Consider the following 16262-nt stretch of genomic DNA (forward strand, 5'->3'; position numbering starts at 1 on the left):
AGGAGAAAGCCATCATGCTGAATCGAGTCAACACCTTGTTTGCAGAGTCGCGGGACTTGACGATGAATCGCTTGCAGAATGATACGCTTAAGATCGAAATCGCTTATATTGCTACGCTTTGCGACGAAAGCAAAGTCAGCGATTTCATCCTTGTCCCATTTACGAAGCAAGAACATCCTTTTGAAGAATTGGTCATGACCAATCCTGTCTTTAAGCGTCTGGACGACCCTGCCAAATGGGCGGATACGATTCTCCACGGCTTTGTGCTGATGCAATTAAACGGAAACATCTATCAGCTTGATGCCGCACGTATTATCCGGAACGAGAATCCGCAAACGATGGTCGAAACCGTCATCGCAGGTCCGCAAATCGCGTTAAGCGAAGACTTGATAGATTCGGTTAATATCATTCGCAACCGTTATCCAAACCCGGAGCTCTCCGTGGAGGAGCGTACCGTCGGCACGATGTCGAAGACAAGAGTTCTGCTGATCTTTGATAAACGACGTGTTGATCCGACCGTTCTTACCGGAGTTAGGGAGAAGCTGGATCGGGTTTCTATCCCGATGATTTCGGCGACCGGTGAATTAGCACGGGCTCTCGGCGATCGCTATCGGCTGTTTCCGTCCATGATGCTGACAGAACGCCCGGACCGAGTATGTACAGGCATTCAGAACGGCAAAATCATCCTGCTCATTCAAGGGTCCATGTTTGCGCTTATTTTGCCTGCAACGTTCTTCGACTTTATGAATGCCGTGGATGATCACTACGACTCATTCTGGATGACACGCTTACTGTTGATTCTCCGGTATTTGGCGGTCATTCTTACTGTCGCCTTGCCAGCGCTCTATGTGGCTATCGTCTCCTATAATCCGGAGCTCTTTCGCGTCCAATTAACCTTCTCCATTGCAGGCAGCCGATCTGCCGTGCCTTATCCTTCTTTTATCGAAGTGTTCATTATGTTGTTTATGATCGAAGCGCTCATTGAAGCCAGCGTCAGGCTGCCCAAGTATATCGGTTCGACTGCGACTACAGTTGGCGGTCTCATTCTGGGACAAGCCGCGCAACAGGCCGGACTCGTCAGCAGCATCATGATTATCGTGACCTCTGTTGTGGCTATTTCCAATTTTGTCATTCCCGTCAATAATATGTCGGGGTCGATCCGTTTTCTGAAATATCCTCTTATTATCCCTGCGATTTTCTTTGGTATCTCCGGGGTAACCATTGGCTTGTTCTGTTATTTGGTGTATTTGGCTGACATGCGGAGCTTTGGAAAACCGTACTTCCGCATTAATAACAAATCAGCATCGCAAAGCGGCGACATTGGGCAGGTGAATCAAGAATGATTCGTTACTATTTTTACAATATCATTCTCGTCAGCAATCTGAATCTCATGATGTTTGTTCCGTATATGCTCCTTAATGACCGTTATACAGGGTCTGTTTCCTCTATGATTTGCGCTGCTTTCTTCGGCAGCTTCTTGGCACTGATCTATACCCATGTCATGAAAACCTTCCCGGGCAAGGGCCTTCCGGAAATATTGGCGCTCTATTTCCCCAAGTATATCAATATCCCGATATTGATACTGTTATCTGTCATGTGGTATGCAGCGGCTGGAATCGCCATTACCGCCTATGCGGTGCTCATTAATCGTTTTTTCAACCCGGATACAAGCTCCATGCTCGTACTGTTCATTCTTGTCGGGGCCTGCATATATACAGCAACACGCTCTACTTTAACCATCGCTCTGATTATGGAAATGACCTTGCTCATCAATCTCCCGATTGTTTTCTTTATTCTGTTTAAAGCGTCAACCAATCCTTATCTGGACTGGGATGCCATTCGAACCGTCGCCCAATATTGGCGTGTCCCGCCCAAAATAGAACCTTTTGCCGCTGCGACCTTTGTATTTACGGGGTATTCCAACTATGCCATTTTCAATCGACTTAACCCGCCGAATTTCAGATTACGCTTCCGCTGGGCAATGCCGATCCTCTGTACGCTGATTCTATTGCTCTCTTTCTTCGTCCCCATCGGCTTTCATGGAACTGAAGCCGTTGGCTCGTATTTATACGTTTGGTCGGTAACTTCAGATTCCATGGTGCTTGGATACGGGTTCATTGAGCGCGTTATCTTCTTGTTTCTGTTATTGTATCTAAACCTTACGCTCCTTTATACGACAACGGGCTGGCATATCGCCATGCAGATGATAAAGAGCTGTTTGCCCAAAGCAAAGCCGGAGATCGACCCCGTTCGCACAGCTGCCTCGAATTATGTGATCGTTTCGATTTTTGCTGTCTTAACGATGATCTCGTTCTACATCTTTAATGAAAAGCAAAGCTTGATCATTACCAGAGGCTGGCTGCTGATTCGTTTATTTGCCGAAACGGCGACGGTATTGTTCTTCTTCATTCTGAGTTTGATTGCACGCCGAAAGAAGTTGACATCATGATCATTAAACGGATCGCTACAAAACTAACTCTGATCGTCTCCCTCGCTGTGCTGCTCGGGGGCTGTGGTTTCAAAGATATCGATAAACGTTTCTTCGTCCTGGCCATGGGAATCGACGCCCCAGATGAAGGCAAGACCGGCTACAAAATCACACTTCGGCTGGCCATACCATCACCGAAAATAGAGCCCGGAGCAGCTCAAACACAGGTGGAAACGATTCACGCCTCCACCATAGCCGAAGCTCTCCGCTTATTGAAATCTCATGTAGATAAGGAACTGGATTTTGGCCATTGCAAGCTCTACCTGCTGGGGGAAGGGCTGGTGAAATCGGATTATACCGATTCCCTTCGGTGGATTTCCCGCCGCCGCGATGTGTCGAACATTGCTTATCTGGCCATCGGCAAGCCTGACGCGAAGACGATTCTGGACATTAACCCGCCTGCTGAGCGTTTCCCGGGCAATACGATCTTCCTGCTGTTCGGTAAAGACGGGACCCAGTCCTCTTACATCGTCAGTGTCTATATGTTTGATTTCATGCGACGCGTGGATGAACGCGGTATGGATCCCATCATGCCGATCATGCGGCAGGAGAAGAATGGTTACGTCGTTGCGAAGCTGGGGCTGCTTGATAAGAAGAAGCTTGTCTTGACGCTTAACCCCCGCGAAACCGAAATGTACAATCAAATCCGCAATCACTACAAGAAATCGACGATTACGGCAAAGATCAAAGGAGACACGCTTGTCATCTCCGTAGACCAAATCGATTCCCACTACAAAATAGTCAAAGAGCAAGACGGTTTCGTACTGAAGATGAAGCTGAAATTTGGCGGAATATTCGAGGAAGCACCGGGCGGCATTTACGATCAGAATTGGAAGGAGCTTGAGAAAGCCTTCAATACGCAGGTCGCCGCCGAAGCCAAGAGCCTGCTTGTGAAAGTACAGAAAGCAGGCGTAGATCCGTTTGGTTTTGGACTTCGTTATCGTGCGACTCATGCGGGAACTCCTCGGACTTGGAAAGAATGGGAGTCTATTTATCCCCATTTGAAATTCGAGGTTCAAGCGGATGTTGCCATCGAGGGCTCTGGTTTAACTCGCTAATCACTCACAATTGTAGTAAGCGATTCGTATGACGCAGCTCTGGCAAGCTAGCGGCGCCAATGCCGAACATTGCCGTACGCAGCTCGAACTCAATGCGCTCCATTTGGCGTTGCAGCGACTCACTGCCGATCGTTTGCGGATTTGCCGCACCGGCTAGGAGTGAACGGCCATAACCTGCCAAATCAGCGCCTAGCGCGATCGCTTTCGCGGCATCCACGCCTGTGTTCAAGCCGCCGCTTGCAATTAGGGCAGTGCACGGCAGCGCAGCACGGACGTCGCGCACGCATGCTGCCGTCGGCGTCCCCCAGCCTGCAAAGGCAGCTGCGGCCTCGGCGCGCAGCGGATCGCGAGAGCGGTATTTCTCCACCTGGCTCCAGGAGGTTCCGCCCGCTCCGGCGACATCTATGAAGGCGACTCCTATATCGTGCAGCCTTAATGCGGTCTCGGCATCGATACCCCAGCCAACTTCCTTTACGCCAACCGGTACTTGCAGCTGGCGGCATACCTCGGCAATGCGCTGCAGCAGTCCGCGGAAATTCGTGTTCCCTTCCGGCTGGAATACCTCTTGCAAGCTGTTCAGGTGCAAGACGAGCGCATCTGCTTCGGCAAGCTCGACGGCGAGCCTGCATTCGTCGACTCCATACCCGTAGTTGAGCTGAACAGCGCCAAGGTTGGCTATGATCGGTATGTTTGGCGCTTGCTTGCGCACATGGAATGTCGAGGCGAGAGATTCCTTCTCGATGGCAGCACGCATAGAGCCAAGCGCCATCACCCAGCCTCTTGCCTGCGCTGCATCAGCAAGCCTTTCATTAATAGCACCAGTCTCCGCTGTTCCCCCGGTCATCGAACTAATGAGCAGCGGTGCTGCAATCGGCTTGCCCAGAAACGTTGAAGCGATGTCGATTTCCTCGAAGTCGAACTCCGGAAGCGCTTGATGGCGAAACCGATATTGTTCGAAGCCGGGCTCCGTGCCGACGCTCTGTACTTGTTCCTCCAGGACAATCCGGATATGCTCGCCCTTCCTCTTCGTCGTTTGGACATGCTCCTCAGCTTGCCTGTCCATCATAGTCGTAGATCCCCCTGTCATCTGCTTTGCTGCAATCATCATGGCATATGCGTGACCTCAAGAGCAAGTTTGCTGGGAACCCCTGTGTTTATGATTATTAATTTCTTAATAATGATTTTTTTAATCATTTTCATTGTCGGTTTTGACAATTTCCTTTATAATAAAATCATAACGAACCTTAGGGGGCACCTCATTATGGAATTGAAACGCTTCGACAACATTAGTGAACTTGACCGTTATGCTGCTCAAATTTTCGCAGATACGATTAAACATAATCCACACGCAACGCTTGGGCTGGCAACCGGCTCGACACCCATCGGAATTTATGGAAAAATGATAGAGATGTACAATAACGGCGAAGTTTCCTTCAAGTACGCAACTACGTTCAACCTGGACGAATATGTAGGACTTTCGCCAAACCATGAGCAAAGCTATGCCCAATTTATGAAACACCACTTGTTTGACCACATCGATTTGCCGAAGGAGCAAGCACATTTGCCTAGCGGCATGGTCAGTGATTTGAAAGCGGAATGCCTGTCTTATGATCGCATGCTGTCCGAGCAGCCCATCGACGTACAGCTTCTTGGCCTGGGCCATAACGGCCACATCGGCTTCAATGAGCCGGATCAAGAGCTGCATGGCGGTACGCATGTCGTGGAGCTTGAGGAAGCAACTCGAGCAGCAAATGCAAGATTTTTCGATACGCCGGATGAAGTGCCGACGAAAGCCATTACGATGGGCGTTGGCTCCATTCTGAAAGCAGACTCGATCGTCCTTGTCGTGAAAGGTGCCGACAAGGCGAATATCGTCAAGCAAGCGCTGCACGGCCCGATTACAACAGAAGTTCCGGCATCGCTGCTGCAAACGCATAAGAAAGTGATCGTGTTGGTCGATCGAGAGGCAGGGAGGTTATTGTAGAGGATGAAAGCGGAGGATAACAATTGGTTCATTACGAATGTGAAAGCAATCGTGCAAGACACGGTTATTGAAGGCGGCATAATCGTAGAGAACGGGATTATTACAGCTATTATTGAGGGTCAATTCCTTCCATCTGAGAACGAGCAGCACCGCACCATCGACGGAAAAGGAAGCTGGCTTGTTCCCGGTTTTATCGACATGCATGTACATGGCGGCTTCGGCGCAGACTTCATGGATGCCAGCCGAGATGCTTATGATACCATTACTAGCTACCATGCTTCCAAAGGTACAACTTGCATGCTGGCAACTACCGTTACGGCATCCAAGCAAGCGATCGAAGCCGTGCTGGCAGCCTCCAATGACTATGTTAGCGGTGAAATGGCATTCGCCAAGCTTGGCGGCGTTCATCTGGAAGGACCGTTTATCAGCGAGCTGTGGCCCGGTGCTCAGAACCCGGCTTTTATTTCACCGCCGCGTGTCGACTGGGTGAAGTCGTGGAACGAGCAGTATCCGGGACTTATTAAACAGCTCACCTTGGCGCCGGAGAAGGAACGGGCTTGCGAGCTGGTCTCCTATCTCGCAGAGCACGGTATCGTTGCAGCTTGCGGGCACACGGACGCTACTTACGCGCAGGTTACGGCTGCAGCTGACGCTGGTTTAACGCAAGCCGTGCATACGTTCAATGCGATGCGCGGCCTCCACCATCGCGAGCCGGGAACCGTTGGCGCTGTCTTGACCGATGAGCGCATCTATGGTGAAATAATCGCCGATGGACATCATGTCCACCCAGCGGCAATCCGACTTCTCGTAGGCTCTAAGCCGTTAGATAAAGTCGTGCTGATCACGGACGCGATGTCGGCTGCCGGTCTCGGCGATGGCGACTATGATCTCGGCGGACTCATCGTAGATGTTAAGCAAGGTGTAGCTCGTCTCCGCGAAGGCGGCAGCTTGGCCGGAAGCACGCTGACTATGATCGATGCCTTCCGCTACATGCTTACCCATACGGAGCTGAGTCCCGTTCAGGTAAGCCGGATGGCAAGCGGTAATCCGGCCCGTCAATTGGGTCTTGCTGAAGTTACGGGCTCCATTACGGTCGGGAAACAGGCTGATCTCGTACTGGCGGATGCATCGTTTACCGAAGTAAGCCATACATGGGTGAATGGCCGCCTCGTGCACAGCAGCTAAGGTGAAAACAAATAAAGGGTTATGCAGCGTTGGCCGCCGCGATTGCGGCGGCTTGCTGCATAACCCTTTTGATTTAGTAGGAGTGCGTGTTTATTTCTGTCTGATGAGCTTCGTAATGCGGCCGTCGAAGATCCATTCCGCAACATAGACGTTACCTTGCGAGTCTACACACACGCCATGCGGGGAACTGAATTTATCAGGACGGTAATAATCTTTCGGCAAATTCGGCCAGCCCTGCTGCTTGTATGCCTGCTGGTCTTCTCCGAGATGCGTAATCAGGCGATCATTCTTATCCAGCACGGTTATGCGGCTGTCCAGATCCGGCATATAAACCTCGTCTCCGAAGAAATAGAAGCTGCATGGCAGATCCAGATTATGATCGACGAAACGCTTATGCTCGCCCTCTAGCGTGAACACTTGAATACGGCTGTTTCTGCGGTCTGCGACGTAAATTTCCGGCTCTTCGCCGCGCAGGTTAATGGAGATGCCATGCGGTTCTTTGACTTTGCCGGGCTCGGAACCACGGCCGCCCCATGAGCGGATGTAATTGCCTTTGGCATCATAGTGATGAATATAGAATTGACCGTAGCCGTCAGAAACGTAAATGTCGCCGTTTGGCGCCACGCACACATCCGTCGGCACATAGCGGCGCTCGGCATCATATAGATCCGGACGTTCCGGTCCGCCGATTTCTAGCAATACGTCTCCGGAGAGGGTTGTTTTGACTACCAGCGCACGGTTTGTATCTGCGAAGTACAAATACTCGATGCCGTCTGCGTCGTCACGGTGCAGGTAGAAGCCGTGAGCGCCTCCCTCAAATTCTGCGCCCCACGACGTTAGGAAGTTTCCCTCTTTGTCAAAAACAACGACGGAGTCTTTGCTCGTGTTATGTACGTAAACGTTATCATTTGCATCGACGACAATACCGTGAGTATAGCCGTAAGTGATTCCTTCCGGAAGCTTACCCCAGCCTTCTGCAACTTCATAGGAGTGAGATTCGTTACCAATAATCAATTTTTCAGACACGTTCACATTTCTCCTTTCAAGTTTTCGTACAATCCCAAGTATACCAAAATCGCGGAATCGCGGAAGTAATATTTTCACAAAAAAAGCAATATCTACATGGAATCTCTCCATTTCGATATTGCTTCCTCCTTGCGATATATGTATCTGTGATAATAGGCCCAGCTTTTACAACGAAGCTTCCTGCTCCTCACTTGCTATGACCGTTTGAATGCCATGTGCATGGGCGATTGATGCCAGCTGCTGTGGAAGCGGCCTGTCCGTTATAAAGGCTTGCAGCTCGGTGAGCGGCGCAATGGAGAACAATGAAGTGCGACCAATCTTCGTATGATCGAACATCGCATAGGTGGATTGGGATCTGCGTATCATCGCTTTGGCGATCTGCGCCTCTTGCTCGGAATAGGTCGTAATGCCTCCGGTAGAGGAAACACCGTCAACGCCGAGGAACATTTTGCCGATGTGCAGCTGACTGATCATGCCTTCGCCAAGCGGCCCGCAACATTCAAAGCTGTTATGCCGCATCATCCCGCCTGTTACAACGACATTGATATCGCTGCCGGCCAGCTCCATCGCAACGTTGACCGTATTCGTCACAACGGTAATGCCTCTTCGCGTTTTGAGCAGCTTGGCCAAGTAATAGTTGGTCGTGCCGCCGGACAGACCGACAACATCGCCTTCGAAGATCAACCCCGCCGCTGCTGCCGCAATCCGTTCCTTCTCGAGAAATGATAAGCCTTCCTTCTCTGCGAAGGGAAGCTCTCTCACCGCATTCATGCCGTCATACATCGCACCGCCAATCGTCCGAATGACCGGCTCTGATTTCTCCATCAGCTCCAAATCGCGGCGCGCCGTGGCTTCAGAAATGCCAAATCGTTCTACGACCTCTTGGATCGTAACTCGTCCTTGCCGCTTCAGCACATTCATAATCTGCTCCCGCCGCCGCTGTCCTTTCGACGATTGCACATCAGCCATTTAGCGTTCCACCCAGCCTTTGTCCGACAATCTGCGCTCGACAGACGCCCAGTCAGGAAGCGCTTCCCAGTCACCGCGCATTTGGACCACCAATGCGCCGCTGATGCTGCCAAGGCGTACAGCCTCAACTACACTCATGCCTTTGAGCAAGCCCGCCAGGAAACCGGAGCAGAACGCATCGCCGGCCCCTACTGTATCGATTACGCGATCAACCGGATAGAACGGTACTTCTACCGCTTGGCCATTCTCCAGAACGACTGTCGTATCACCGACACCCTTGATGATGCTAATTGCCGATAGCTTCGACAGCTCCGCCTTCACACCTTCAAAATCATCGTTGTTATAGAGCAACCGCAGCTCATCCCAGCCCGGTAGGAAATAATCCGCTTGCTCCGCAAGCGGCATTACCGCTTCACGCGCTTCCTCGATCGTCCACAGCTTCAGACGCAAATTCGGATCGAAGGAAATAAGAACGCCGGCTTCCTTTGCAGCAGCCACAACAGCGAAGATCGTATCGCGGCAGCTTTGGCTGAGCGCCGGCGTAATGCCGGAGATATGCAATATTTTGCAGCCGCGGATGTAATCCAGATCAAGCTGATTCGGCTGCATCCGGCTGGCGGCGGAGTGCTTACGGAAATAGTGGACGGCTAATTTCCCTGCCACCATTTCGCGGAACATCATCCCTGTCGGCGCTCCTTCGACCGAGCTCGCGCGCGACACGTCTACTCCCTCACCGCGAATGCGCTTCATGATCACGCGGCCGAACGGATCATCGCCGAGCGCGCCGAACCAGCCGACTGATTCGCCTAAACGAGCAACGCCAATAGCCACATTGCTCTCCGCTCCTCCGAAGCTTACTTCAAGCGTAGGGGCATTCTCGATCATTTTATCTCCCTGCGGCATAAACAAAGCCATCGTTTCCCCGAAGGTTAATAAATCAGGCACTGCATTCGTCAACGGTTATCCCTCCAATGTGACTTACATCGTTTTGATAATCGGATATTTCATGAAGTAAAGAATTACTACATAGATAACAAGAATGATTAGACTCAGTACGCGGGCTTTGCCAATATGAGCCGTTGCACTTTGACCGCTCTGAATCTCAGCTGCAATTCGTTTCAGCGGTTTCGTCACAATCCCCCCCAGTGCTGCAATTGCCAGGAACAGCAAAGTAACAATAATCATCCAAATTACTTTATACTCACCTTGCGACATCAAGTAACCGCCTGTCAGCAACTGCAGGACGAGAAAATATTGGGCAATGCGGTTAGCGGAAACCAGACCTTCTGCAAGGCCAGCTTGTCCGGAGCCGTCAAGCTTGGATGCGCGTCCGACCATCAGTGGCAGAACAAGGTAAAACCCCATTCCGGCAGCACCGAGCACGTGCAAAAATAACATGAAATTCAACATCCGTACGTCCTCCTAAATTGTATTATGATCTTTACAAGTATACTAAAATCGGCGCGGCAATTCAAAGAAACCCGTTTATTCAGCGGCAGGTGACAATCGATGCTTCACCATAACAGCTTTGATCGCAAAATATTCGACATCATCCGGAAGCGCTTCTTTGATCGGCTTGAGCTTGTCTACCCCAACCTGATTGATGGTTTCCACAATCTGAGCCTCATACTGCTGGGGAATAAAAGCATCCCAGTCCAGCTCCTCGCCTTCTTGTGCACATCGCAGCAAGTGGTTCTCGATCGTCACTCGTCCCATACCGCGAATCGACGCGATGTCAGCGATGGAATGACCCATGCCTAGCAGCGTCAATGACTGCATGTGGCTTGATAACCCCTCTAGCTCTGCTTGAATAGCAGCTGTGAGCGCTTCAGAAGGCTTCTCACGCTCTGCACGCGGCACTGATGTGACTGAATCAGTGTGGGGAGTAGAAGACTGTGAGAAAAGCGTACCGCCTGTCTCAGCCGCTGCATCTCCTTTAAACGATCTTACGATTGCAATGACTTCACTGCCGTATTTGTTCGCCTTAGCGGCCCCGATTCCTTTCACGCCGAGCAGCTGCTCTGTATTAACCGGCTGTCGATCCGCAATTTCACGAAGTGCCGCGTCGAAAAACAACATAAACGGCGGGACATGCTCTCTGGCCGCCGTAACCCGGCGCCATTCGCGAAGTGCTTCAAACAGCGGCGTGTTCGCCGAAGTGACCGAAGTGCTCTCGGTTGCCCTTCTTTTGGCTGCCGCACTTTGTCTGCGATGAACCGTCACTTTCCCTTCCAGCACAGGAAGTGCTTCGGCTGTGAGTGAAACCGTCGGATACTCGCCTTCGCTGATACGCAAATAGCCTTCTGCCACAAGCCAGTACAGCAGATCCGTGATCTCCTTCTCAACCCAGCTCCTCATGAGTCCATACGTGGACAGACGGTCTAACCCAAACTCAATAATACGTTTCTCTCTTGAGCCCTTCAGCACCTTAGCTGCAAGTGAAATTCCGAATCTGCCCTTGAGCCTTCCCACGCAAGATAACGCCTTGCGCGCATCCTCAGTCGTATCAATCAGCGCGCTTTGATCCAAGCAGTTGCTGCATTTTCCGCATTCCGGCACATCCGACTCTCCAAAATATTTCACGATATACTGCAGCAGACATTTCTCCGACCTGCTGTAATGCATCATCGTATAGAGCTTATTAAGCTGAATCGTCTTCCGCTCCGGATCGCCGGTGCTTCTGTCGATCAGAAACCGCTGCACCTGGACGTCCTGCGGTTCGAACATGAGGACGCAATCACTCTCTTCACCATCACGTCCTGCACGTCCGGCTTCTTGATAATACGACTCGACATCGCCAGGCATCTGATAGTGAACGACATAACGAACGTTCGGCTTGTCGATCCCCATACCAAACGCATTCGTCGCAACCATCACCCGATAGTCGTCGAATCTGAACTTCTCCTGTGCATCGGCACGTTCTTCGTCGCCTAAGCCGCCGTGGTATTTGCCAACCGTAATCCCAAGCCGGCTCAAATCCTCGCTCACTTCATCCGCTTCCTTGCGTGTTGCCGTGTAGACGATACCTGATTGATCAGGCCGCTGTGAAACGAAGTCGCGCAGAAATTTACGTTTATCCGTTCCCGTAACTACGGAGAGCGTTAAGTTCGTCCGGGCAAATCCGGTTATGAAAATATTCGGCTGGCGCAGTCCGAGCATCGCGGCAATGTCATCTGCGACTTCCGGTGTCGCCGTTGCCGTGAACGCCGCAACCGGCGGCCGATTCTCCAATCTCCCGATCCAGCCCGCAAGCTGGCGGTAGCTCGGACGGAAATCATGTCCCCATTGCGACACACAGTGCGCCTCATCGATCGCAATCAGCGGAATATGCATTTGGCTGGATAGAGAGTCGAACATATTGCTGTCCAATCGCTCGGGCGCTACAAAAAGCAGCTTGTACACTCCCTCTGCCGTCTGCCTCACTACATCGCGGTAGGCAGCAGCATCTAAAGAGCTGTTTAAATACGCTGCGGGTACTCCTAAGCGGTTTAACGCATCCACTTGGTCCTTCATTAACGAAATAAGCGGCGAGACCACAATCGTGGTCCCTGGCAGCAGCATGGCCGGAAGCTGATAACAGATCGACTTTCCTCCGCCGGTCGGCAGAATCGCGAGCGTATCTTTACTTGCGAGCACGCCTTCAATGATATCGCTTTGTCCTTTGCGGAAGCTGTCGTAGCCGTAGACTTGCTTCAGCATCTGCTGTGCTTCAGTATGCATGGGCAGCCACCTCCTTCTTCAAATTAAAAACAGCAAAACCCTGACGAAGAATCTGTCAGGGTCTCATGTGCTTCATGAGCTGTGTCTTGCTCTATTAGCCGTTAACGACCGCGATCACGTTGCGAACGGAGTTCGCGGACTTCTCGAGTGCCGCTTTCTCGTCTTCCGTAAGCTCAAGCTCGAATACTTTCTCGATGCCGTCACCGCCCAGAATAACCGGTACACCCATGAATAGGTTGTTGTAGCCGTATTCCCCTTCTAGCAGCGCGATAACCGGAAGGATGCGTTTCTTGTCCTTCAGAATCGCCTCTGTCATCTGAACGAGCGATGCAGCAGGAGCATAGTAAGCGGAGCCGTTACCCAGCAGGTTGACGATTTCGCCGCCGCCAACACGTGCACGCTGCACAATCGCTTCAATGCGATCAGCCGGAATCAGTTTCTCGATAGGAATGCCGCCTACGTTGGAGTACCGTACAAGCGGAACCATATCGTCGCCATGACCGCCAAGCACGAAACCGCGAACGTCTTCCGTAGATACGTTCAGCTCTTGTGCAATGAACGTGCAGTACCGTGCTGTATCGAGTACGCCGGATTGACCAATCACTCGGTTCTTAGGAAAACCAAGCGTATTGTATGCCGCGTAAGTCATCGCATCAACGGGATTAGAAAGAATAATCACGTAAGCATCCGGGCTGGTCGTTTTAATGTTTTCGCAAACCGATTTCACGATGCCGGCATTGGTGTTGACCAAGTCGTCGCGGCTCATGCCCGGTTTACGAGCGATTCCGGCAGTAATGATTACTACAGATGAACCAGCTGTATCTGCATAGTCGGAAGTACCTGTAATTCTGGAGTCAACACCAAGAACCGGTGTCGATTCCAACATATCAAGCGCCTTGCCTTTAGTCGGGTTCTCAAGCTGCGGGATATCGACCAAAACAACATCGCCAAGCTCTTTCTGCGCAAGCATCAATGCTGTCGTAGCACCTGTGAAACCCGCACCTACAACTGTAATTTTATTACGTTTAATCGCCATTACAAACGGCCTCCCTTAAACAAATGTAATTTACGCCTGTCTAAATCCGTCATCAGCCGGCTGGGATTCCAAAGGATAAGTCCTTGGGGTCCTCCTCAAGTTGAGAAGGACCCCAAGGGGACGTGCTTCGTATGGGTGAACTACAGGTTTTTGATGATTTCGTCAGCGAATGCGGAACATTTAACTTCAGTTGCGCCTTCCATCAGACGTGCGAAGTCATAAGTAACGGTTTTGTTGTTGATTGCTGTTTCCAGACCTTTGTAGATGGAATCAGCAGCTTCTTGCCAGCCAAGGTGCTCAAGAAGCATTACGCCGGACAAGATAACCGAACCTGGGTTAACAACATCAAGGTCAGCGTATTTCGGAGCTGTACCGTGAGTTGCTTCGAAGATTGCATGTCCAGTCAAGTAGTTGATGTTAGCTCCCGGAGCGATACCGATACCGCCAACTTGTGCAGCCAGTGCATCAGACAGGTAGTCACCGTTCAGGTTAAGCGTTGCGATCACGTCGAAGTCTGTAGGACGTGTAAGTACTTGTTGCAATGCGATGTCGGCGATAGCGTCTTTCACGATCAGCTTGCCAGCTGCTTCTGCATCTTTTTGTGCTTTGTTAGCTGCGTCAGTGCCTTCTGCTTCTTTGATGCGGTCGTATTGACCCCATGTGAAAGTTTGTTCTGCGAACTCTTGCTCAGCCACTTCGTAGCCCCAGTTCTTGAACGCGCCTTCTGTAAATTTCATGATGTTGCCTTTATGAACGAGTGTCAGCGATTTACGGCCGTGTTTCAGCGCGTATTCGATCGCAGCACGTGCAAGACGTTTGGAGCCTTCAGCGGAAACCGGCTTAATACCGATACCGGATGTTTCAGGGAAACGGATTTTGTTAACGCCCATTTCGTTTTGCAGGAAGGAAATCACTTTCTTCACTTCTGCGGAGCCTTCTTGGTACTCGATACCTGCATAGATATCCTCTGTGTTTTCGCGGAAGATAACCATGTTTACAAGCTCAGGACGTTTAACCGGGGAAGGTACGCCGTCGAAGTAACGAACAGGACGCAAGCATACATACAGGTCAAGCTCTTGACGAAGCGCTACGTTCAGGGAACGGATACCGCCGCCGATTGGCGTAGTCAGAGGTCCTTTGATCGCTACGATGTATTCGCGGATTGCAGTCAGTGTGTCAGCCGGAAGCCATTCGCCATAAGCGTTGAATGCTTTCTCGCCGGCAAATACTTCGTACCAAGCGATTTTCTTCTCGCCGCCGTATGCTTTGTCAACAGCTGCATCCAGAACACGCTTGGACGCTTTCCAGATGTCACGGCCTGTGCCGTCGCCTTCGATGAAAGGGATGATTGGGTTGTTAGGAACGTTTAGTACACCGTTATCGATTGTAATTTTGTCGCCTTCGGTTGGCAGTGCGAACTTTTCGAGTTGCATGAATGAATTCCTCCTAAGATTATGCGTTGTTCCTTGAGTGCATGACTATGACTCGAAGCACACGCGTGATTAATGGATTACTATCGATAAACATAACTTGACGGGAGCCGGCCCCACAACCTATTGGCTGTGCACCGGCACCCCGCCCTCTTGCAAGGCGCCATCAGGCTGTGCCTGCTGGCGCTTGACAGCTTCTTATTCTTAACGCTGTGTAATAGGCGTTACCTTCTGGTCTACCGGTCCTGTGTACTCAGCACGAGGGCGAATCAGGCGGTTATTCTCATATTGCTCAAGAATGTGCGCTGTCCATCCGGATGCACGGCTGATGGCAAAGATCGGTGTGAAGAGGTCACGCGGAATTTCCAGCGTAGTGTAAACCGATGCGGAGTAGAAGTCAACATTCGGCTTCAGTCCCTTTTGTCCGGTTACAAGCTCTTCGATCTTAACAGACATTTCGTAAAGCTCCATGTTGCCTGTCAGTTTGCCAAGCTCACGGGACATCTTCTGAAGATGTTTCGCGCGCGGATCGCCGCCTTTGTATACGCGGTGACCGAAGCCCATGATCTTCTCTTTGTTCGCAAGCTTCGCGTTAATATAGGATTCTACATTATCGAAAGAGCCGATCTCTTCAAGCATAACCATAACGGCTTCGTTCGCACCGCCGTGAAGAGGACCTTTCAAAGCGCCGATTGCGGATGTTACGCCGGAGTAAATATCCGAAAGCGTTGCAACCGTAACACGCGCTGCGAATGTGGATGCGTTAAGCTCGTGGTCTGCATGCAATACAAGCGCTTGATCCAGTGCTTTAACAGCTACTTGATCGGGCTCTTGTCCTGTTAGCATGTAGAGGAAGTTGAAAGCAATGGAGACGCCGCTCTTCGGTGCTACCGGCTCTTGACCTTGGCGAATGCGTGCAAATGCCGCAACCAGCGTAGGGATTTGAGCTTGGATCTTGATGGCTTTCTTGATATTCGCCTCTTGCGACATATCGTTAGCCGATTCGTCAAACAGGGCAAGACTTGAAACCGCTGTACGAAGAGCTGCCATCGAATTTGTATTTTTAGGGTAGAGCTTCAATTGTTCCAGCACCCCTGCCGGTACAGTCGCAAACTCGTTAAGTTGACCAAGCAACTCGTCCAGTTCGGATTGGTTTGGCAGCTTGCCGTACCAGAGTAAGTAAGCCACTTCTTCAAAAGAAGCGTGCTCCGCAAGATCATCGATGTCGATTCCGCGATATGTCAGTACGCCATCGATGATCGAGCTGATCGAGGATGTCGTTGCGACAATGCCTTCTAGACCTTTGGTTGCTGTCATGTTTCTCTCTCCTTTGACCTCTTTTTATTTAAAAAATGGAGTAACTATT

At 51.0% G+C, this 16262-nt stretch carries 14 protein-coding genes; 5 read left to right on the forward strand and 9 right to left on the reverse strand.

Annotated features, from left to right (window positions below; genetic code table 11):
- The first annotated feature begins 14 nt into the window (after window positions 1-14).
- The 3 genes from AC0YNS_RS15670 to AC0YNS_RS15680 are packed head-to-tail and all read left to right on the forward strand — an operon-like array spanning window position 15 to window position 3546.
- A complete protein-coding gene (locus AC0YNS_RS15670) occupies window positions 15-1343 on the forward strand; it encodes a spore germination protein (RefSeq protein ID WP_475781934.1) in 1329 nt (442 codons plus the stop codon).
- Complete coding sequence (locus AC0YNS_RS15675; RefSeq protein WP_475781935.1) at window positions 1340-2449, forward strand: GerAB/ArcD/ProY family transporter; 1110 nt, start codon at window positions 1340-1342, stop codon at window positions 2447-2449. Before AC0YNS_RS15670 ends, AC0YNS_RS15675 begins: the two co-directional genes overlap by 4 nt.
- Window positions 2446-3546 carry a Ger(x)C family spore germination protein gene (locus tag AC0YNS_RS15680; protein ID WP_475781936.1) on the forward strand — a complete coding sequence of 367 codons (1101 nt, stop codon included), beginning with the start codon at window positions 2446-2448 and terminating at the stop codon, window positions 3544-3546. The genes AC0YNS_RS15675 and AC0YNS_RS15680 overlap by 4 nt, the downstream gene beginning before the upstream one ends.
- Before the next feature lie 4 nt (window positions 3547-3550).
- Here AC0YNS_RS15680 and fni read toward each other — a convergent pair whose 3' ends face one another.
- The gene (gene fni / locus AC0YNS_RS15685; protein WP_475781937.1) at window positions 3551-4612 is read right to left on the reverse strand and encodes a type 2 isopentenyl-diphosphate Delta-isomerase; all 1062 of its coding nucleotides are present in this window, start codon (window positions 4610-4612) and stop codon (window positions 3551-3553) included.
- 195 nt (window positions 4613-4807) lie between these two features.
- On the opposite strand from fni, the gene nagB reads away from it, so the two are divergent.
- Complete coding sequence (nagB, locus tag AC0YNS_RS15690; protein WP_475781938.1) at window positions 4808-5530, forward strand: glucosamine-6-phosphate deaminase; 723 nt, start codon at window positions 4808-4810, stop codon at window positions 5528-5530.
- A gap of 3 nt (window positions 5531-5533) precedes the next feature.
- Window positions 5534-6715, forward strand: coding sequence for an N-acetylglucosamine-6-phosphate deacetylase (nagA, locus tag AC0YNS_RS15695; protein WP_475781939.1), 1182 nt, complete (start codon window positions 5534-5536; stop codon window positions 6713-6715).
- A gap of 90 nt (window positions 6716-6805) precedes the next feature.
- On the opposite strand, the gene AC0YNS_RS15700 is transcribed toward nagA, so the two are convergent.
- From AC0YNS_RS15700 to citZ, 8 genes are all read right to left on the reverse strand, one after another.
- Window positions 6806-7741 carry an NHL repeat-containing protein gene (locus AC0YNS_RS15700; protein ID WP_475781940.1) on the reverse strand — a complete coding sequence of 312 codons (936 nt, stop codon included), beginning with the start codon at window positions 7739-7741 and terminating at the stop codon, window positions 6806-6808.
- 165 nt (window positions 7742-7906) lie between these two features.
- A complete protein-coding gene (locus AC0YNS_RS15705; RefSeq protein WP_475781941.1) occupies window positions 7907-8710 on the reverse strand; it encodes a DeoR/GlpR family DNA-binding transcription regulator in 804 nt (267 codons plus the stop codon).
- Complete coding sequence (locus tag AC0YNS_RS15710; protein ID WP_475781942.1) at window positions 8711-9667, reverse strand: sugar kinase; 957 nt, start codon at window positions 9665-9667, stop codon at window positions 8711-8713.
- Window positions 9668-9688: 21 nt separating this feature from the next.
- Entirely contained in the window at window positions 9689-10120 is a 432-nt protein-coding gene (locus AC0YNS_RS15715; protein WP_475781943.1) for a hypothetical protein, read from the reverse strand.
- A gap of 75 nt (window positions 10121-10195) precedes the next feature.
- Window positions 10196-12430, reverse strand: a complete 2235-nt coding sequence (gene recQ / locus AC0YNS_RS15720) for a DNA helicase RecQ (RefSeq protein ID WP_475781944.1) — start codon at window positions 12428-12430, stop codon at window positions 10196-10198.
- A 94-nt stretch (window positions 12431-12524) separates the two neighbouring features.
- A complete protein-coding gene (mdh, locus tag AC0YNS_RS15725; protein ID WP_475781945.1) occupies window positions 12525-13466 on the reverse strand; it encodes a malate dehydrogenase in 942 nt (313 codons plus the stop codon).
- Window positions 13467-13606: 140 nt separating this feature from the next.
- Complete coding sequence (gene icd / locus AC0YNS_RS15730; protein ID WP_475781946.1) at window positions 13607-14899, reverse strand: NADP-dependent isocitrate dehydrogenase; 1293 nt, start codon at window positions 14897-14899, stop codon at window positions 13607-13609.
- Window positions 14900-15100: 201 nt separating this feature from the next.
- Window positions 15101-16213, reverse strand: coding sequence for a citrate synthase (citZ, locus tag AC0YNS_RS15735; RefSeq protein ID WP_090981768.1), 1113 nt, complete (start codon window positions 16211-16213; stop codon window positions 15101-15103).
- Window positions 16214-16262: the final 49 nt, after the last annotated feature.

The sequence above is a fragment of the Paenibacillus sp. J22FR21 genome (assembly GCF_056269135.1).